The 19,392-nt window shown below is 59.3% G+C and carries 17 protein-coding genes; 10 read left to right on the top strand and 7 right to left on the bottom strand.

The window, feature by feature from the left end:
* The 6 genes from HNR55_RS03255 to pnuC form a co-directional block, all read left to right on the top strand.
* Window positions 1-375 (top strand): ExbD/TolR family protein (locus HNR55_RS03255; protein ID WP_184382537.1); only part of this gene is annotated, 375 nt, incomplete at its 5' end.
* Between the two features lie 219 nt (window positions 376-594).
* Window positions 595-1,002: a hypothetical protein gene (locus tag HNR55_RS03250; protein ID WP_166111178.1), complete on the top strand. Its 408-nt coding sequence runs from the start codon at window positions 595-597 to the stop codon at window positions 1,000-1,002.
* A gap of 165 nt (window positions 1,003-1,167) precedes the next feature.
* Window positions 1,168-1,605, top strand: a complete 438-nt coding sequence (locus HNR55_RS03245) for a hypothetical protein (protein ID WP_166111175.1) — start codon at window positions 1,168-1,170, stop codon at window positions 1,603-1,605.
* Between the two features lie 156 nt (window positions 1,606-1,761).
* On the top strand, window positions 1,762-4,020 hold the full coding sequence (locus tag HNR55_RS03240; protein WP_242005424.1) for a TonB-dependent receptor: 2,259 nt from the start codon (window positions 1,762-1,764) through the stop codon (window positions 4,018-4,020).
* Window positions 4,021-4,023: 3 nt separating this feature from the next.
* The gene (locus HNR55_RS03235) at window positions 4,024-5,187 is read left to right on the top strand and encodes a phosphotransferase enzyme family protein (RefSeq protein WP_166111169.1); all 1,164 of its coding nucleotides are present in this window, start codon (window positions 4,024-4,026) and stop codon (window positions 5,185-5,187) included.
* On the top strand, window positions 5,184-5,738 hold the full coding sequence (gene pnuC / locus HNR55_RS03230) for a nicotinamide riboside transporter PnuC (RefSeq protein WP_166111166.1): 555 nt from the start codon (window positions 5,184-5,186) through the stop codon (window positions 5,736-5,738). Before HNR55_RS03235 ends, pnuC begins: the two co-directional genes overlap by 4 nt.
* A 66-nt stretch (window positions 5,739-5,804) precedes the next feature.
* Here the strand turns inward: pnuC and purU are convergent, their stop codons facing one another.
* Window positions 5,805-6,650, bottom strand: a complete 846-nt coding sequence (gene purU / locus HNR55_RS03225) for a formyltetrahydrofolate deformylase (RefSeq protein WP_166111162.1) — start codon at window positions 6,648-6,650, stop codon at window positions 5,805-5,807.
* Between the two features lie 518 nt (window positions 6,651-7,168).
* Between purU and HNR55_RS03220 the strand changes: the two genes are divergently transcribed.
* Together HNR55_RS03220 and HNR55_RS03215 are read left to right on the top strand one after the other, a co-directional pair.
* Window positions 7,169-7,642 carry an RrF2 family transcriptional regulator gene (locus HNR55_RS03220; RefSeq protein ID WP_166111159.1) on the top strand — a complete coding sequence of 158 codons (474 nt, stop codon included), beginning with the start codon at window positions 7,169-7,171 and terminating at the stop codon, window positions 7,640-7,642.
* A 123-nt stretch (window positions 7,643-7,765) separates the two neighbouring features.
* Window positions 7,766-8,539 carry an SDR family NAD(P)-dependent oxidoreductase gene (locus HNR55_RS03215; protein WP_166111156.1) on the top strand — a complete coding sequence of 258 codons (774 nt, stop codon included), beginning with the start codon at window positions 7,766-7,768 and terminating at the stop codon, window positions 8,537-8,539.
* A 145-nt stretch (window positions 8,540-8,684) separates the two neighbouring features.
* Here the strand turns inward: HNR55_RS03215 and HNR55_RS03210 are convergent, their stop codons facing one another.
* From HNR55_RS03210 to HNR55_RS03190, 5 genes are all read right to left on the bottom strand, one after another.
* Window positions 8,685-9,068 (bottom strand): VOC family protein, encoded by a 384-nt coding sequence (locus HNR55_RS03210; RefSeq protein WP_166111152.1) that lies wholly within the window; start codon window positions 9,066-9,068, stop codon window positions 8,685-8,687.
* A 70-nt stretch (window positions 9,069-9,138) separates the two neighbouring features.
* Window positions 9,139-9,963, bottom strand: coding sequence for a ferritin-like domain-containing protein (locus HNR55_RS03205; protein WP_166111149.1), 825 nt, complete (start codon window positions 9,961-9,963; stop codon window positions 9,139-9,141).
* 348 nt (window positions 9,964-10,311) lie between these two features.
* On the bottom strand, window positions 10,312-10,743 hold the full coding sequence (locus tag HNR55_RS03200; protein WP_166111144.1) for an acyl-CoA thioesterase: 432 nt from the start codon (window positions 10,741-10,743) through the stop codon (window positions 10,312-10,314).
* 167 nt (window positions 10,744-10,910) lie between these two features.
* The gene (locus tag HNR55_RS03195) at window positions 10,911-12,128 is read right to left on the bottom strand and encodes an energy transducer TonB (protein ID WP_242005394.1); all 1,218 of its coding nucleotides are present in this window, start codon (window positions 12,126-12,128) and stop codon (window positions 10,911-10,913) included.
* 118 nt (window positions 12,129-12,246) lie between these two features.
* Complete coding sequence (locus tag HNR55_RS03190; protein WP_166111328.1) at window positions 12,247-14,277, bottom strand: M13 family metallopeptidase; 2,031 nt, start codon at window positions 14,275-14,277, stop codon at window positions 12,247-12,249.
* A gap of 293 nt (window positions 14,278-14,570) precedes the next feature.
* On the opposite strand from HNR55_RS03190, the gene HNR55_RS03185 reads away from it, so the two are divergent.
* The gene (locus HNR55_RS03185; RefSeq protein ID WP_456304250.1) at window positions 14,571-17,039 is read left to right on the top strand and encodes a TonB-dependent receptor; all 2,469 of its coding nucleotides are present in this window, start codon (window positions 14,571-14,573) and stop codon (window positions 17,037-17,039) included.
* Between the two features lie 62 nt (window positions 17,040-17,101).
* Window positions 17,102-17,923: an alpha/beta fold hydrolase gene (locus HNR55_RS03180; RefSeq protein WP_166111141.1), complete on the top strand. Its 822-nt coding sequence runs from the start codon at window positions 17,102-17,104 to the stop codon at window positions 17,921-17,923.
* A gap of 69 nt (window positions 17,924-17,992) precedes the next feature.
* Here the strand turns inward: HNR55_RS03180 and HNR55_RS03175 are convergent, their stop codons facing one another.
* Window positions 17,993-19,276, bottom strand: a complete 1,284-nt coding sequence (locus tag HNR55_RS03175) for an NAD(P)/FAD-dependent oxidoreductase (RefSeq protein WP_166111138.1) — start codon at window positions 19,274-19,276, stop codon at window positions 17,993-17,995.
* Between the last annotated feature and the right edge of the window lie 116 nt (window positions 19,277-19,392).

Raw genomic sequence — 19,392 nt, 5'->3', positions numbered from 1 at the left:
AACACCACGCCATTGATTGACGTGATGCTGGTTCTGCTGATCATGCTGATCATCACCATCCCGTTGCAGACCCAATCTGTTGCGATTGATCTGCCGCAGGGCAACCCGCCGCCTTCGACGGAGGAGGTTCCGGTTGTGACCCTTGTGGTGGATTTTGATAATACGATTACCTGGAACGGGCAGCCGGTCAGCAGCGAGGACGACCTGCAGGCGCATCTGCGCGAGATTGCCTCCGCCCAGCCCAAGCCGGAATTCCACATCCAGCCCAACCGGCTGGCGGATTACAAGACTGTCGTCCACGTCATGGCCGACGCCCAGAGGCTCGGGGTCACCCAGATGGGTATCGTCGGGCAGGAACAGTTCGTCGATCAGTAAGGGAGCATAAAGCTCCGGGTAAAAACGGGCGTGCCGTATGGCAGGCCCGTTTTTTTTATGTCAGGTGCAGATAGCGCTCTGGGAGACGGCTTGCCAGAAATCATAAAAATAACATCCGGGCAAAAATGTTTGCGGTGTAGGGTGCGCTCAAGGGAACCCGGTTCGCTGTCGGGCGTAAAGTGCGAACAGGGCGGCATTGCATAAAGGGAGCAAAGCATCATGCGCCGGATGGGGGGAGTGCTGGTGGCGGCTACGTTGCTGTGGGGACACGCAGGGTCTGCGCTGGCCTACCAGCGCACTGTTCATTTTCGCACGCAGGGGGAGGAAGCAACTGTTGCTGGCACGGTCGAGGGGGAAGAGGTCGTGCAGTATAAGGTGCCAGCAAAAGTCGGGCAGTTTCTGCTTGTCGGGGGGCATGCAAAAAGCGCGCGCGTCAACTTCTGGGTGCGGGATCCCGGCGGGACGGAAGTTTACAGTAGCAAGGTTCAGGACGCCGCCTATATTGGCAGGCCCGAGCAGGACGGAACGTATGTTGTCGGGGTGTTCCTGCGCAAGGCTGATGCCGCGCGTGGGCAGGCAGCGTTTTTTCGACTGCGGTTTTCCCGCAGGTCTCAGCCAGAGGGATAAGGGCTGGGCGAACTGATGTGCGCAAAAGCATAGGCACATATCTGTCTGGTGCAGGGCAACCGTGCTGCCCGTTGTGATATGGCGGACAAGGTGGTTGGAGTATGTTACAGCGCACGCGGCAGTGCCCGTTGCTTATGCGCGCGGCGTAACGGAAGAAGAGACTCCATGAGAAAGCCCGAAACAATAGCCAAGTCCCTTATCACGCGGTTTAATGTGGCCGTTGCAGTCAAAATGACCATGCTGTTTGGCAGCATCTGGTGCGTTTATGCCTTTTTTGTCTTTTCTCTGGTTCCGGTTATTGTGCCGCAATGGCAGAACACGCTGCTTTACATAAGCAACTGCATTCAACTGGTGGCATTGCCCGCCCTTATGGTGGGGAGTGCCGTGCTAAGTCAGGGGGCGGACCAGCGCGCATCGGAAGATCATGCGGCCTTGCTGGAAATCCTGTCCGATGTGCGTGAAGAACTTGCAGACCTGAAGGATAAGACCGCCGGGATCGCGCGGGATACAACCGAAGCTCTGGAGCGCCCGGCCGTTACCGATGTCTCCATTTCCGACCAGACCATCGTGCTGGGGGATAAATCGGACGGGGGCGAAAACTAAAACCATTTTGTGCGCTATATGCCTGCATGCGTGGTCATGTGCATGACGGGGAGATGTGCGCTGGATAAAGGTCATAAAAGGTACCAGACCTTGCGGCTTGTATGGGCCTGCTATGGGGTGTCTGCCGTGTTTGTGGGGGCTGCGGGGTCTTCTGCCATGGCGGCGGAAACCGCGTTGGCTGGCAAGGCGCAGGTTGTTACGGTGCATGCCAGTCTTGCACACCTGCCCGCGGGCGGGGGGCTGATCCGCCCTCAGTCCGAGCCTCAGGCCCAGAGCGTGGTGAATGCCGAATATATTGCCCGTCAGGCTCCCTCTGCCACGGCGTTTGACCTTGTGGCCCAGTTGCCGGGGGCTACGGTAAGCGGGTCGGACCCGTTCGGCTTTTCCCCCCAGAGCAATATTTCTGTCAGGGGGATGAACGGGGATGCCATAGGGTATGTGCTTGAAGGCATGCCCCTGAATGACATTGCCTACTACACGGGCTACCCAAGCCAGTTTGCCGATAACGAGAATTACGAAACCATAAGCCTGCAACAAGGCGCACCAGACCTGAACAGTCCGGTGCTGAATGCGGCTGGCGGGTTGATGACGCTGCGGTTCAAAACCCCGGCGGACAAAGCCGGTGGGGTGTTTGATACCTCTTATGGTTCGTACAATACCAACCGTCAGTTCCTGCGGCTTGAAAGTGGTGAAATAGGCCATACCGGCCTGCGGGGTTTTGTCTCCTATTCCCACGGAGCAACGGATAACTGGCGTGGTCCGGGGCGGGATGAGCGCCAGCATGTGGACTTCAAGCTACTGAAAACATGGGGGCAGCAGAGTAGTGTTGCCCTGCTTGGGTCATGGAATCAGGCGATAAACAGCTATTACCCCCAGGTTACAAAAGACGCCTGGCAGGTCGATGGCATACACGGGGGCAACAATCTTGCCGCCCATTATAATGCCGACAATGCGGTAGGGGGGACGGATTACTGGCGTCTGGCCCGCCAGCCCGAGCGCACACTTTACATGGCCGCCCCCGTTAACCTTGCTCTGGGCAACGGGCTGGAACTGAAGGTCACACCTTATGCGCAGGGGGCCTACGGTAATGCGCCGGGGGGCATGCAACTGCCGAGCACAGGCCTGTTCAACGGCACGGACGCCGTGCAGCTTGCTCCGGCTCTGGCGAACAGCCCCGATGGGTCCATACCCGTGCGGGCGGATTATACGCAGCGGAGCTACCGCTCAGGTTTTACCACGGCACTGGACTGGAAGCATGGCTCCAATGACCTGACCATAGGCTACTGGTACGATTACGGGGACGATGCGCAAAAGCAGACCTTTGTCATGCTGGATGCCTCGGGGGCGGCCGGGTCCATATGGGGGGGTAACCCCTTGCGCACGGCCGGGGGGCAGGCGTTATGGGGGGCTAACAACCATACCATTGCCCAGACCAACGCTCTTTTTATAGGCGATCGGCTCAGCCTGCTCCATGACCGGCTGTTGCTGAGTGCGGGTTTTAAGGAAGTCATGTTCTCCCGCACCGGTACAAACGCCATGCCGGGCAGCCGGTATAATATTGGCACGAACACGGCGGTACCCTTGCCCCGCCTTGGTGCCAGATTTCAGATAACGCCGCATCATCAGGTCTTTTTTAACGCCACCACCAATTTTCGCACCCCGGCGGAAACAGCGCTGTATGATGTCTATGACCCCACCAGTGGTGCACTGGAGCAAAAAGGCACCGGTAATCTGAAGAATGAATACTCCATTGCAGAGGAACTGGGGTACCGTTACGCGGATGACCTGCTTGTGGGGAGCTTGACCCTGTTTAACTACAATTTCACCAACAGGCAGGTTTCCACTCTTGTCATGCTCAATGGTGCGCCGGTACAATCCACCATTAACGCGGGCGGGCAAACCACACGAGGCGTGGACGTGGAGGTGGGGCTAAGGCCATGGCACCATATAAGCCCTTATTTTTCAGGTGAGTATCTGCACTCCACAATTGACAATGACCTCTCTTCTGGCTCGGATGTTCTGCCAACACGGGGCAAACGTTCGGTGCGCTCCCCCACCTTGCAGGCCGCAGCAGGGCTGACATACGACGATGGGCATTTTTTTGGAGTGATGACGGTCAAATATACCGGGCATCAGTATGCAACCTTTATGAATGACGAGCGCATGCCCTCCCATGTTACGGGCAATCTGGCGCTTGGTTACCGTATGAAGGACGTATCCGTGCTGCATGCGCCGCAGTTGCGCATGAACTTCATCAACATCACCAACCAGCATTATCTGTCTGGTATTGCCGACCCAACCCTTGCCGCGCACGATACTGTGGGGCGGCGGGGGAGTGTGGTGTCTGGCCAGTCGCCTGACTATTACATTGGGGGAGGTTTTGCTGCCCTGTTTACCGCATCCACCGGTTTTTAAGGCATGAGCGTGGGGGAGCAGGCCCAGTTTGGGGTAAATGGCGTGCAGCAGCGGCGCGACTGGCCCTGCCTGACACTGGATGAAAGCCGGTCAGTCCTGCGTTTTTTCCACAATATGCCGTCTGCCCAGAGTGTGGCGTGGCATAGCATGCGCCCTTTTTCAGCTCTGGGGCGTGTGCGGCTGGAGGGGCAGGGGGAATGTCTGCTCAAACGCCACCACGTAACCCTGCGTTCTGTAAAATGGCTGGAGGAGGAACACGCTTTTATAAACCATCTGGCAGGGCAGGGAGCTGCTGTCTGCCCGCCGCTGGTTCTGCCCGATGGTCATACGGCTCTAACGGTTGGGGACTGGACATACGAGGCCTTTTTGCCCGCCCGTGGGGCTGATGTTTATCAGAATGTCATGTCCTGGCAGCCGTATTTTTCGGTCAGGCAGGCTTATGGTGCGGGTGTTGCGCTGGGCAGGCTGCATCTGGCGGCAGCCGGGTTCAAAGCCCCTGCACGTGGGGGGGCAGAGGTGGTGCCTCTGCTCTCGGGGTTGCGGGTTGTGGCCCAGCCAGAGCTGGTGCCTGCCGTGCAGCATTGGGTGGCCCGGCAGCCCCGGTTGCGATCCGCTCTGGCACACCGCAACTGGGTAGGGGACGTGGAGGCCATGCTGTTGCCTTTCCACCAGCGTTTGCAGCCTTTGTTGCCCCATATTGTTCCGGCATGGGGGCATGGGGACTGGCACGGTTCCAACCTGTTCTGGGCCGGGGATGATGTGAGCAGTGTGCTCGACTTCGGCATGGCGGACCGGACCTGCGCATCGTTTGATCTGGCCGTGGCGCTGGAGCGGGCTGTGGTGGACTGGCTGGCCCTGCCAGCCTCCGGTGTTGTTGCATGGGAGCAGGTAGCGGCCCTGCTGGAAGGGTATCAGTCCGTTCGCCCGCTAAGTGCTGGGGAATGTGCACAGGTTGTGGCGTTTCTACCCCTTGTGCATGTGGAGTTTGCCTTGTCCGAAGTCGGCTATTTTGCCGGGCTGGTGCATGATCAGGCTTCGGCCGAGGTCGCCTATACGGATTATCTGCTCGGGCATGGGCGCTGGTTTGCCTGTGGGGAAGGCAAGGAGCTTCTGGCTCGCCTGCCCGCCCTGCTACGCCAGACCGCAAGCCAGCAGGGGGCGGAATGACCACGCTGGAATGGGCTGCCGCCTTGGCCAGCGCCCTTGGGGTCTGGCTGACAGGGCAGCGTATGGTGGTGTGCTGGCCTGTGCTGGTGGTGGCATCGGCCCTGTATGGCGTGGTGTTTGTGCGTGCCGCTTTGTACGCGGATGCTGCCTTGCAGGGCGTGTTTGTTGCGTTGTCCCTTTACGGCTGGGCGCAATGGTTGCGCGGTGCCCGCGCGGAAGGGCAGGTGCGTGTGCTCCGGCCCCCCACAGCCCGGCGGTTATGGGGGCATGTGGGGGGCACGGGCCTTGCTGGTCTGGGTCTTGCACTGGTTTTGCGGCACTGGACGGATGACCCAACCCCCATGGGCGATGCCCTGCTGAGTGCTTACAGTATTCTGGCGCAGTTCTGGGGTGCACGCCGTTACAGGCTAAGCTGGGCGTTATGGGTGGTGGTGGACGTCTTCTACACCGTGCTGTTTGGAGAACGCGGCCTGTGGGTTACGGCAGCCCTGTACGCAGGGTTTGTGGTGCTGGCGTTGCGGGGCTGGCAAAAATGGGGGCAGGCCCAATAAGGCATGCCTTCCCATACTGGCCCGTCCGACCAGCGGGCGTATGGGAAAGGCCAGCCAGACCGCAGGTCAGGAAAAAATAATGGTGCGATGCCCATTGAGCATCACCCTGTGCTCCGTATGCAGTTTGACCGCGCGTGCAAGCACCTGCGATTCCACCCCTCGGCCTGTGGCAATATAATCGTTGGGGGAGAGGTTATGGCTCACCCGTGCGGTTTCCTGCTCGATAATCGGGCCTTCATCCAGATCAGCGGTCACATAATGCGCGGTCGCGCCGATCAGTTTGACGCCGCGTGCATAAGCCTGATGGTAAGGGCGCGCGCCTTTGAAAGATGGCAGGAAGGAATGGTGGATGTTGATGATCCGCCCGCTTAGCTGCGTGCTCAGAGTGTCCGAGAGCACCTGCATATAGCGGGCAAGAACAATCAGGTCCGCCTGTGTGGTGTGTACAAGTTCCAGCAGTCTGGCTTCCTGTTCCGCCTTGTTCTGCGGGGTGACGGGCCAGTAGTAATAGGGAATGCCCGCCTGCTGGGCCGTGGCTTCACTGTCTGGGTGGTTGGAGACAATGGCGACAATCCGGGCCTGCAACCAGCCGACACGGACCTGATACAGCAGGTTGAGCAAAGCGTGGTCAAAGCGGGAGACCATAATAATCATGCGTGGCAGCACGGCTGCATCATGCAGGCGCATGTTCATGCCGAACTGCTCCGCCACGGGGGCCAGACAGGTTTTTATGTCCGCCATGTCATTGGGGCCGGGGGTGAAAAAAGCCAGCCGCATGAACAACTGGCCCGTGCTGCGGTCACTGAACTGGTGGGTTTCGGTAATATCTGCACCCTGCCGTGCCAGCGCCGAAGTCACGCCTGCAACAATGCCAGCCTTGTCCGGGCAGGAAAAAGTAAGAATGAACTGCATAAGGCTCTGTCTGCTCCACGGGCCAGAAAGGAATCGCGCCGTAGTGTGCCAGCCATTCCCATATCTGTGCAATCCGGAGCGTGGGGCTGGAGCGTGGTTTGGGTGTGCCGTGGTGGGTAAGTCAGGCTGTGGATGAATTACAACACTCCGACTCGTTGTTGGAATGAGAGGTCAAGAGGGTTTGGTGTCATAAAAGCTTAAAAAAGCTACAAACCGCAGGAAACAGACATTTTTTATACTCTTTAAGCCCAGAGGCGGGTAAGTTTATCCACAATAGAAGGGGACGGATTACGGGAAAACCTTGTGGATAGTTTTGTGGAAGGCAGGAGCGCGCATATGTTTCATCGTCTTTCTGCATTTGTTCCTTATTTTGCCGGTCTGTGTGCTGGCTGGTGGGGAATGGGTTCGCATTTTATAAAAACCATGCCAGTTAGGCAGCATACAGGACCAGTCCTGTCCGCCTTGGTGTGGGGGATCCCTCACTCTGCCCGTAACCCGCTGGAGCAGATTTTTTTGCTATGCGCCTGACTCTGTACACCGACTATGCGTTACGCACCTTGCTTTATCTGGCCGTACATACGGACAGGCGTGTTTCCATACGCGAGGTGGCCCAGACGTATGGCATTTCCGAAAATCATCTGGTCAAGATCATCCATCATCTGGGGCGCGGCGGGTTTGTGCGCACACAAAGAGGGCGCGGCGGCGGGCTGACTCTGGGCCGTCCTGCCGAAGAAATCTGTGTGGGGGACGTCGTACGGCATACGGAAGAAGATATGGTACTGGTCGGCTGTATGACCCGTAATGGGGATGAGGGAATGCCCTGCCTGCTTGCAAAGGGGTGCAGCCTGCGCGGAGTGCTGGAGCAGGCGCTGGATGCGTTTATGGGGGTTCTGGATAAGTCCACGCTGGCGGATATGCTGCACCCGTATGAGCGGCGCACATTGTTGCAGGCGGCAGAACACCGCCACAGCCCTGACCCTGCTGGCAGGTAAACCGGGCTCCTCCTCATATGCGCCATGCGTTTGTGTGTGGGGCAGGGCGGGTTACGGTGTTGGTGATACCAGCATGCTGGCATAGGCTGTTGAAGGTCTTCTGGCTGGAATGGAAACAGATCAATGTCGCAGAAATTCAGGATTGCACTGGTAACCGGGGCCACCGCCGGGTTTGGGCATGCCATAGCCTTACGCCTTGTGCACGAAGGATACCGGGTTATTGCCACCGGTCGCAGGCAGGAACGGCTGGAGGCTCTGGCAGGGCAGGTTGAGGCTGGCCGTATCCTGCCGCTGCGGCTGGATATGACTGATCTGCCCGCCTTACGGGCCCTGCCACACAGTCTGCCGCAGGAGTGGCAGGCGGTTGATGTGCTGGTCAATAATGCGGGGCTGGCGCTTGGGCTGGAAAAAGCATGGCAGACCAATCCGCAGGATTGGGAGACAATGATTGCAACCAATGTAACCGGGCTTGTGGAAATCACCCGGGCTCTGCTGCCCGGCATGGTTGCGCGCAATAGCGGGCATGTTGTGTCCTTGGGGAGCACGGCCGGGACTTACCCGTATCCCGGCGCCAATGTGTATGGGGCGACCAAGGCTTTTGTGGACCAGTTCATGCGGAACCTGCGCAGCGACCTGCTGGGCAGGCAGGTGCGGGCAACCACCATTGCGCCGGGGCTATGTGGGGGAAGTGAGTTCAGTCAGGTCCGGCTTGGGGATCAGGGCAAGGCCGATGCTGTCTATGCGGGTACAGCCCCGCTGCTGCCGCAGGATATTGCCGAAACCGTGGCCTGGGTGCTTGGCCAGCCCGCCCATGTCAATATCAATCATGTGGAAATGATGCCAACCTGTCAGGCTTCCGCCGGTCTGGCGGTGGACCGGAGCATGCTGGGTTCATAAGCGCTGGGTGCCGCCTTGCCACACCAGACAGGAGTGCAGGCTCATATTGTGGCCGTGGACCCATCTGGTGCAGCAGGGCTAAGTCGCTCCCTGCATAACGGATCAGTACGTTCCGAGAAGCAGGGAGTGAAGCAGCAAAGCCAGGTTATTCGGGTACTTTACAGGCGATACACAGCTTGTTGCCATCCGGGTCGCGCAGATAGGCGAGGTAAAGCGGGCCAACGGGGGTCTGGCGCACGCCGGGCGGGTTTTCAATGGCCTGACCACCGTTTTCCACACCGGCCTTGTGCCATGCGTCCGCCATGGCTGGAGTATCTGCCTTTAAGCCGATGGTGCCGCCATTCGCTGCGGTGGCGGGTTTACCATCCAGCGGCGGGGTTACAATAAACCGGTCACCATGCTTGCCATAGGTAATGCGGCCTCTGGTGTCGATTTCTGCTGGAGGAATGTTCAGGACAGCAAAAACGGCATCGTAGAATTTTTTCGAGCGGGCAATATCATTAGTGCCCACCATGATGTGCGTGAACATGGTCTGTCTGTTCTCCAGTGGTTGGAACACAGGGAGGATGGCCCGCCCTGCTCCACACGGCAAGTCCTGCTCAGCTTATGTCCGCAATGCGTGCAAACCGTTGCTGCCGCCGGATGAACAGTTTTTCCGAAACGCGGAACGCTACGCTCTGCAACCAGCTATGGGGGGGCAGACCAATGATCTTGAACACCATGGTCGTGACACGGCGCAGGTGCTGGGGGCGGTAGTTGCGCATGGCCCGCACCATATAGGCCGCAATGCAGCGCGTATGGTCGTAGGGTTGGTCCGCCGGTACGTTGGTTGTGTAGTAGGCGGAGGCCAGTTCGTCGTCCTCGGTTTCCGTCACGCGGCCCAGCGCGATGCGGATACGCTGCCAGAGGCCAATATTCTCGCGGTGCAGGTAGCGGTGCATGTGGTCATAAAACAGTTTGAAATGCCGGAACTCATCAGCCGCAATCTGCTTGCACAGTGCCTTGAGCACAGGCTCTTCCGTGGTGTCGGCCAGCGCGGAATAAAAAGAGGACGTGCCGGTTTCCACCATGCACCGGGCGATCAGTTCCCCCGTGCGGGAGCCGCGTACGGAGTGGTCAACATCCAGCGGAATCCTGTAAAAATCGCGGTAACGCTGGAATGCGGCCTGATAGTCCCACTCCGGGTCGGCCAGCATGGCCCAGCGGCCCAGCGCATCACCATGCTGGATTTCTTCTTCCGCCCAGTGGTTGGCCGCCGTGCAGAAATCCGGGTCATTGTGGAAGACGTTGTTGAGGTACTGTGCGTAGTCCACACTGTTGCGCTCCACAACAGCGGCCGCCTTGATGGCGGGGATCAGTTCCGGGTCAACCTTGGAGGGATCAAACCGATCCCATGGCAGTTGATCAATCTGCCAGTGCTTCATGTACCGGACCTCCTGTTGCGCCATATCCCTGCCAGCCCTGCATGGTTCGCCCTGTTGGCACAGGGGAGGGAACAGAGGCGGCAGGCAGGTTTTTTAAACCATATGGTGCGTTGGCAAAGTAACGCGTGACAACAAAATACATCTGTACCCAAAACGCCGTATCTCCTGCCCGGGTTTGCCCCGTGCGCAGGGTTTGGCGGCATAAGGGTCTCTGTTATGGCACGGGTTGCTCATGGACTGGAACAGGGAAAAATATGGCACGGCAAATATGACCTGCTGCGCTGGGTGACGTCAGGGGGGAATGATGCCGCCTGCTCTTTGTGCACTATCCGCGTTTTCAGGAAGCATTCAGGCGTTTTCGTGGCTGGTTGAGGGGAGTGTGTCTTCAAGCGGGGGGAGTGCGCGCGGGCGGCGCTTGTCATCCAGTGCGACAAAAATGAACTCCCCTTCCGTCACCTTGGACGTAATATGGGTGTGGCGCGCCCTGCGCCATGTTTCCACATGAATGGTCAGTGACGTGCGACCCGTGCGGATGATTTTGGTGTAGATGCTCACCTCATCCCCCACCACAACGGGTTCAAGAAAAACAAGGCTGTTGATCGCAACGGTCACGCACCGCCCATTGGCCCGGAAGGCAGCGGTTGTGCCAGCGGCAAGATCCATCTGCGAGACAATCCATCCGCCAAACACGTCTCCTGCGGGGTTGGTGTCTGTTGGCATGGCCACAACGCGGATCGTGGGTACACCCGGCGGCAGATTGGAACTGGGTGAAGGTGGCATCGCAAGTATGTCCTTAAACTCTTTATGGGTCGTCTGGAGTGGCAGAGGTCAGTTTACACGATAAGCAGAATTGCGGCGAGGATACCCCTCAGTTTTGTGTGATCTGCATGTCATCCCTACGCGGTAGCCGTGCATGGTCCGCTCGGGACCCGCACGGGGCCGCAGGCCTAGTTGCGGATAAGGATGTAATTCACTGTGACGTCGAAGTTGATATGCTGATCCTTCATGTCCGGTGGCACAGGAGGGAGCTGCGCGCCTTCGAACATGCCAACGGTTGCTGCGTCCAGTGCCGGGGTTGAAGACCCGCTCATAAAGACTTTGAACACATGGCCCGAACGGTCGAGAATAACATGGACAGAGGTGCTGCCCTCTTCCCCCCGCTCAGCGGCTTCGGGCGGGTAGAACAGGTGGCGCTGGATCCATGCGTCAATTTCCGCAGCGTAGTCGCTACTTACGCCATGTACGCTTGTGCGTGAGGCGTAGTGGGCATTCAGTTGCCCGTTTTCCACCATTGGTCCAATGGACAGGTCCAGCGGGGCGCTTGACCCGCCCGGGCGGCCCCGGTTGGAGCGGCGGGGGGCTGGTGCCTCGTTAAATGAATAATCCATCGGGTGCTGGAGCAGGGACTGCAGGTTCTTTGGGAACTGCCGGGATTGGGTGTGCGGGCGCGGTACTGCGTGGCTGCTCGGCTTTGCCGTGGATTTGTGCGGAGTTGGCCGCGCTTTCCGGGGTGTGGTCTGGGGTTTTGGCAACCCGTCATCCGACTGCGGAAGGGGGGGCACCTCCGGTGTCGCCTCACTGGCTTCGGGCGGGGCTTTCTGGGTGTCGGGCTGCTGTTCTGCCGGAGGGGGAGGGGCCGCCTGCGGGGCTGCATTGCCGCTACCAGCTTCGGGCGAACGGGGGCCAACCATACCGCTGGAGGTCGTGGGCTGGGAAAAAACCATTTCCACCGGGGACGACTGGCTGGCCTGGGGAGAGCCTGTCTGTCCGTGGTGCGTTGCCTGATAAAGGAGTGCCGCCAGAAGCAGAAAATGCGCAAGGGCCGAGGCCGTAAACACCGGCCCCAATGTGGGGTCGGCGTATATGTCCTTGCGGATCAGGGGTGTGGAGGAGCCGCGTACCGGGCTGCCCGGTGGCTTGGGCACGGGCATGAACGGGAACAGCCGCGACCGTTGCCCTGCACCGCCTTCCACTTCAGCCGGTGGGGGGGCGGAAAGGGGGCGTGCGGGTTGCAGGCGGGGTTCCTGCCTGTTGGGTAGGGCGGCATTCGGGCGTGTGGAAGAGCGACGCGTATCGACCATGGACTGCCCGAGTTCTCCCTTGCCCCGCATGAGTATGGTGTGCGTGGGTATAGCCCACTTGCCCGCTATTTTGCCATTGCTCAAGCCCCGGTGCTACAGAGAACTTTGCTCCGGGGTGTGTGCAGGTAACGGGCAGGGTAGAGGACCACTCCAGAAATGGTCCGGTGTTGCAAGGCAGCCTGCGCTGCCACCATAGGTGATTTTACCAGATTTTAACGCGTTGTTGCATCGGCAGGTATAGCTTGTCGCCGGGCTGTACGTTCCATGCGTCGTACCATGCGTCAATATTGTGCATGGGCAGGTTTACGCGCGCTTCGGGCGGGGAGTGCGGGTCCGTGACAACAAGCCTGCGGATGGTTTCCTCCCGCAGTTTTTCGCGCCAGACCTGCGCCCAGCCCAGAAATACGCGCTGCTCACCGCTCAGCCCGTCCACCACCGGGGCGGGCTTGCCGTTGAGCGATGCGTGGTAGGCATCAAGTGCCAGGGTCAGCCCGCCCAGATCGGCAATGTTTTCGCCCATGGTCAGCTTGCCGTTCACATGCACACCCGGCAGCACTTCAAACGCGTCATACTGTGCACCCAGACGGTCAGCCAGCTTCTGGAAGCGTTCGGCATCGTCCTTTGTCCACCAGTCGCGCAGGCGTCCGTGTTCATCAAACTGACGGCCTTCATCATCGAATGAGTGGGTCATTTCATGGCCGATCACGCCGCCAATGGCGCCGTAGTTTACAGCCGGATCAGCCTTGATGTTGAAGAACGGCGGCTGAAGAATGGCGGCGGGGAAAACCACCTGATCAAACAGCGGGTTGTTGTAGGCATTAACCGTTTGCGGGGTCATGTCCCATTCGTTGCGGTCCACCGGCTTGTCCAGACGGTCCAGCCAGTAGCGCCATTCAAAGGCCACACCGTTGCGCGCATTGCCGTACACATCACCTTTTTTAACCGCAAGGCCCGTGTAGTCGCGCCAGTGGTTGGGGTAGCCGACCTGAATTTCAAAGTTTTCCAGCTTGCGGAGTGCGGCTTCCTTGGTGGCAGCACTCATCCAGCTATTGTTCTGCAACCGGACCCTGAAGGCATTTTTCAGGTCGGTGGTCAATTTTTGCATGGCCACACGGTTTTCGGGGGGGAAGTAGCGCTGCACGTAAACCTTGCCCAGCGCCATGCCCATGGCGGCACTGGTGGCCTGTACGCCCCGCTTCCACCGGGCGGTCAGGGTTGGCTGGCCAGTCAGGGCTTTGGTAAAGACAAACCGGGCCTGTTCAAAGCTGTCCGGCAGGTACGTTGTGGCGTTTTCGACCAGATGGAAGGCAAGCCACGCCCGCAGGGTGTCCATGTCCGTTGCGGCCAGCACCCGGGCCTCGCCTGTAATGGCGGAGGGTTCTCCAACAATCAGGCTCCGCTTGTCCATGTCCTGTGCGGGCAGGCCGGAAGCACTGAGCCATGCGACCCAGTCAAACCCCGGTGCCTTGGTCCCCAGTTCGGCCAGTGTCATGGGGTTATAGGTTTTCTGCGGGTCACGCAGGTCCGCGCGGGGCCAGTGTGCTTCGGCCAGTTTGCTCTCAAAAATCACAATGGCGGCCGCGGCCTTGCCGGGTTCGGGCCAGCCTGCGAGCGTGAGCGCTTTTTCGATATAGCTCTGGTAAGCCACTTTTTTGGCGGCAAATGCGGGTTTGAGGTAATAGTCCCTGTCCGGCAGGCCCAGCCCGGCCTGATCAAGCGTGAGCGCATAGCGCGTGGGGTCCTTGGCGTCGGGGTTGATCCCCAGCGAGAAGGGACCAAACTGGAACGACCCTACTGCCGTACCGCTGAGGGCCGCAAACCCTGCCATGTCCTTTATGGCCCGGATGGCATCCATATCCTGCGTCAGTGGCTGTGTGCCCAGACGTTCCACTTCCGCCACATCCATGTAGGAGGCGTAGAAGGTGCCCAGTTTTTCTTCCGTGGTGCGGGGGGTGGCTACCGGGTGGGCGGACAGGTCATCCAGAATGCTCTGGACCCGTGTGCGGGAAAGCTCGGCCAGAGCATTGAACGGGCCATAGCTGGTCATGTCCGCAGGGATTTTAAGGTGCTCCAGATACGTGCCGTTGGCGTAGCGGAAAAAATTGTTCCCCGGAACAGTCGCAAGGTCCCGCCCGGCAAGGTCTACGCCCCATGCGCCAAAGCTGGCCTGTGCCGTTTGTGGTGTGCTCTGCGGCGCGGCATGGGCCTGCCCGGCCAGACTACCTGCTCCCATAACGGCGGAAAGCAGAAGGGCATGGCGGAAAATGGCGCGCAAGGACAGGTCTGGCACAGGGGAACTCCGGTTCTTTATTATAGTTGCTGACACTACGGATTGCTGGCCGTGTTTCTTATGCAAAACACAAGACAAGTGCCTACCTTAGCCAGCTTGTTCCAGCCTGCCTACCCTCTTGTGGGGGGAGGGTTTCTTAAAAAAAACCTTATACGCGGATGCAGGTCTTTTTGATCGGGATATGCATGAATGTGCGGTTGAACGGTTGAAAATGAGATGGATTTGGGCGAACAACCTTGCATAAGAGAGCGTGTTGCCGTCATGAGAAAGCCAGCTTTGCCGGGGGAGCATGGCTTGCGTGGCAACGTGGTGGCACATGGGTGGGAAAGGAGCGGATTATTTTCGGGCAGCAAGCATATGGTCTTTTTCTGAGTATGCCGCGCCGCGCGTACTGGCAGCGTATGCTGTGCTGCGTCAGCCTGATCCCGCTCAGCCTGTTTGCGGTCCCTGCGGCACAGGCGCAGGATACGCCCGGCCCTGTCGGCAAACCGGCTGCATTGCCCAAACTTCCTATCGTACCTGATAAGCTAGGGCAGGCAAAACCCGCCCATGTGGCCGCTCGTGGCGTAACCCATGTGGATGTGGGGGCGCACCGGTCCGATTTTGCTTTTCCCGCAGCCCAGCACGAGCCTGATGCCACAACGCATCTGAGCGCGGAAATGCTGCGCAACAGGGACGTTACCACCCTCCGCGGGCTGGAGAGCGTGGCTCCAAACCTGACCATGCAGAGTATCAACGGCACAGCCTCGACCAATTTTTACCTGCGTGGTGCCGGGTTTAATGACTTTACGCAGAACAACATGCCCCCCGTTCTGACGTATATGGACGATGTGGCCTATGCGTACCCCGCCATGAGCAACGGGCTGCTGTTTGATATGGCCGATGCGGCCGTGGACCCGGGTCCGGTGGGCACAAAACATGGCCAGTCCACCACAGGGGGGGAGGTGCGCCTGCGCACCAATGACCCGACGACCACATGGCATTACGGCGGAATGGAGGACATAGCCTCCTACGCGCGGAGCCGGAGCGAGGCTTATGTGTCCGGCCCGCTGGCCAAAGGCTGGAGTTTTCGGCTGGCAGGGCAGACGCGTCAGGGTGGGGGGTGGCAGTACAACCCGACCAATGGCGCACATCTGGGGGATGCGGACCTCTGGGCCTTGCGGGGCAAACTGCGCTGGCAGCCCAATGAGCGCACGACCATCCAGCTCGGTGGTCATTTTGTGCAGGATAACAGTCAGGTGGTCACGGCGGTTCCTGTTGACAGGCTTATCGGGTCACAGCCCTTGCCGGATTTTGGGCTGGGACGGCGGGCGGAATGGTCCATGCGGCCAGAGTTTGCAAATCTTGTGGGGCGTGGTGCGGGCCTCAAGCCCAGCGAGCATAACCAGTACTGGGGGGCTGACCTGCGGCTGATCCATGATTTTGGTCCTGCTACCTTCACGGCCATCAGTGCGTTCGAAACCGAGCGGCAGGGCGAATATACGGATCAGGATGGCACGGCTCTCTCTCAGGCAGATACGTACCGCACCATAGATGCCAACGTGTTCACGCAGGAAGCCCGGCTGAACGGGGTTGCCCTGCATGGCCGCCTGAACTGGGTTGTGGGGGCATATTATCAGCGCAGCCGCATGAACCAGCAGTTTTTCTTTGACTATACGGATTACTCCGCACGCCAGTACATGATGGCTACGACCTTTGGCCTGAATCAGGAAAGTGTTTCAGAATTCGGGAATGTCAGCTACCGCCTGCCGCATAATGTGACCATCTGGGCCGGGCTTTTGCATGAGCTGGATGACCGGGGCCTTACCAGCCTGAAGTCTCAGATATTCGGCGGAGCGACCCGGAATTTTGACCCCGAGAACACCGCCGCCAACCAGTTTGCCGGGCAGGTTGGGGTTTCGTGGCAGTTTGTACCGCAGGCTTTGCTGTATTACAAAATGAGCAAGGGCTTTAAACCCGGCGGGTTTAGCGCCAACAATACGCAGGTGCAGGCCCAGTTGGACCCGTTTGGGCCGGAAACGGTTCTCACCTACGAACTCGGCCTTAAATCGGACCCCATACCGGGGCGTCTGCGCCTGAATGGTGCAGCGTTTTACAACGACTTTCATAACCAGCAGGTTATTGGCACCGTGCTGATCCCCAATTTTGGCCCGTTGAGCGAAATTACCAACGCCCCCAAATCCGAAAGCTGGGGGTTTGAGGCAACACTGGAAGCCCACCCGTTTGGCCATCTGTTCTTAATGCAGAACCTTGGCTGGCAGCGCGGGGATTTTCAGGATTTTCCAAATGTGGACCGGCCAGCCACCAATGCTTACCACGCAAGCCATCCGCAGCAGTGGAAGGCTATTGAACGTAATTTCAGCGGTGTGGATAACGGCTCCCCCAAACTGACCCTGAACGGGGATGCCACATGGCGGCAGCCCCTGCCCCGGAACTACAGGCTGGATTTTGGGCCAGACTGGCAATACAGGGGCAGCCAGGCCATTACCGTGGGGGGAACCGGGTTTTACCGCCTGCCACCGTATTTTTTGCTGGGGGCCCATGCAATCCTGCATTCTCCCTCCCAGTTGTGGGACATAACGGTTTATGCCCGCAATATTCTGGACCGCCGCTATGCGGAGAGCGGGGGCATGGCCACCACAACCTATTTTTATATCCCTGGCGAGCCGCGTTTTATTGGTGGCCGCATTGCCTGCCATTTTTAACGGCTGCAAAAGCCATGGCCTGCAATCTGGCCCATTGAGGGCAAACAGGGCATGATGGCGGCATGACAAAACAGGCCGTTCAGACACAATCCTTCCTGCTCCGGCTGGGCGAGCAGACCGTGCATGTCCGCCAGATGGGGGAGGGGCCGGGCCTGCCGCTGCTGCTGGTGCATGGCTTTGGTGGCAGTGCAACCAACTGGCAGCTCACCCAGCAGGTGCAGGCGGCCCACAGGCGGGTTATTGCGTTTGACCTGCCCGGGCATGGCCAGTCCAGTGCTCTGGTTCAAGCCCCCACACTGGCGCGTCTGGCGCAGGTTACAGCCCTGACGCTGGACGGGTTGGGGGTGAGCAAAGCTCATGTTCTGGGGCACTCGCTGGGCGGTGGTATTGCTCTGTCCTTGCTGGAGAGTGTTCCCGCACGGGTTGCCAGCCTGTCCCTGCTGGCCCCGGCAGGGTTGGGGCGCACGGTCAACATGGCGTTCATGACCCGCTTTGTGGAGGCCAGCACTGCGGCGGATATGGCGCAGGCCATGGCCATGGCTGTGTATGATCCCAAGCTGATCGGGCGCAAGGTTGCGGAATTTTTGGTGGAGGCCCGCGCAGTGCCGGGGGCACGGGCTGCGTTGCGCGCTATTGCGCAGACCTGCTTCCCCCATGGTGAGCAGGCCAATAACCTGCGCCCGCTGCTCAATAATCCGCCATGCCCCGTGCAGATTATCTGGGGGGAGGCAGATCAGGTATTGCCCGCCACGCAGGCACAGGGGATCCCTGTGCAGGATAACTGCCATTTTCTGGCCCGTACCGGCCACCTGCCCCATATAGAGCAGGCGGCTACGGTTAATGCACTGGTAAGGGATTTTTTATATGCGTGTGAAAAACCCTGATATTATCAGAGTTTTTCCCCCGCATGTCATGGCCCTTTCCCGTTAAAAAAATGGGGGAAGGGGATGTGTCTAGTCCATGCGTACGGAGGGGCGCACAAAACCGTCCAGCCAGTCCGTAAAGCAGGCAATGGCACCACGGAAGGGGCCATGCAGTTCAAACTGATGCTGCCGGTAAAGGGCCATATGCCCAAGGCGTGCGCTCAGGCCATTTAAAAACCCGCCGCCAAAAGTCTTGCCATCGGCAAATGCGCCCCAGCCGTTATAGTCTCCAAGGGCAACAATGGCTCCCCGGTTACGGAAGTGGAAGTCCGGCACAGGCTTTTTGTTAAAGATGTAGCCCGGCAGGTGGCGGGCCAGATGGTGGGCCTGCTGGCGGGCCACCTGTGCCGTGGGGGCCACTGGCGCATCCTTGATAAAGGAGCAGTCACCCATGGCAAACACATGCTCGTCCACCGTGCTTTGCAGGTTGGCCTGCACGGTAAGCTGCCCGCCACGCTGGTAATCCAGCCCGTCCATATCCCGCGTGACATCCGGCGCTTTAACGCCTGCGGCCCAGACGCGGAACTGCGCGTTAACACGGCTGCCATCCTTAAGAATGAACCCGTTTTCGTCCGCGCCGCTGACCATGGTGTTGGTGCGTACGGCAATGTTCAGGGCTTCAAGCTGCTTCTGGGCCGCGTCCGAGACATTCTGCGGAAAGGCGGGTAGAATGCGCGGCCCGGCTTCCAGCAGGGTTACGCGCATTTCCGGCGTGACCGGGGTAAAGTTGTACAATGCGCCAATGTCGAGCGCCTTGTGCAGCTCCGCAGCCAGCTGCACGCCGGTTGCTCCACCGCCCACAATGGCAATATCGACCGGCGTGCCACGACCATAGGCCTGAATAATGGCATGGCGGAAGCGTTCGTTAAAATGATTGGCCTCAACCACGTTGTCGAGGAACATGCAGTGTTCCACCACACCGGGGGTGCCAAAGTCATTGGCGCGGCTGCCAATGGCGAACACCACGGCATCGTAATCCAGATGCCGTTCTTCAAGCAGAAGCTGGTTGTTTTCTTCCATCAGCGGGGCAAGGGTGATGCGCCTGTTGGCCCGGTCCAGATGCGCAATCTCGCCATAACAGAAGCGGAAGCCGTGAGCCGCTGCGTGGGAGACAAATGTAATCCGGTCGTTTTCGTTCCGGGCGGTTCCCGCGGCAAAGCAGTGGAGCATGGGTTTCCACACATGGCTGAAGCCTTTGTCCACCAGCGTGATTTCCAGCCTGCCGGAGCGGCCGAGCGTGTTGCCCAGGCGGGTCGCCAGGGCCAGACCGGCAACGCCTCCACCAATAATCACGAGCCGGAACCTGTTTGTCATATCATTCCTGTCCTCTGCCTCCCCCTTTTGGCCTGAGGGGGAGGCTGTTTTGCGGTATGTTGTCTGTCTATGCCACGGCACAGCGTGGCTGGCTGGCTGGCGGGCGGGCAGTGGCA

It is taken from the genome of Acetobacter lovaniensis, assembly GCF_014207635.1.
Taxonomy (GTDB): domain Bacteria; phylum Pseudomonadota; class Alphaproteobacteria; order Acetobacterales; family Acetobacteraceae; genus Acetobacter; species Acetobacter lovaniensis.
The sequence above is the reverse complement of the archived record's forward strand: the minus strand, read 5'-3'. Positions and strand labels throughout refer to the sequence as shown.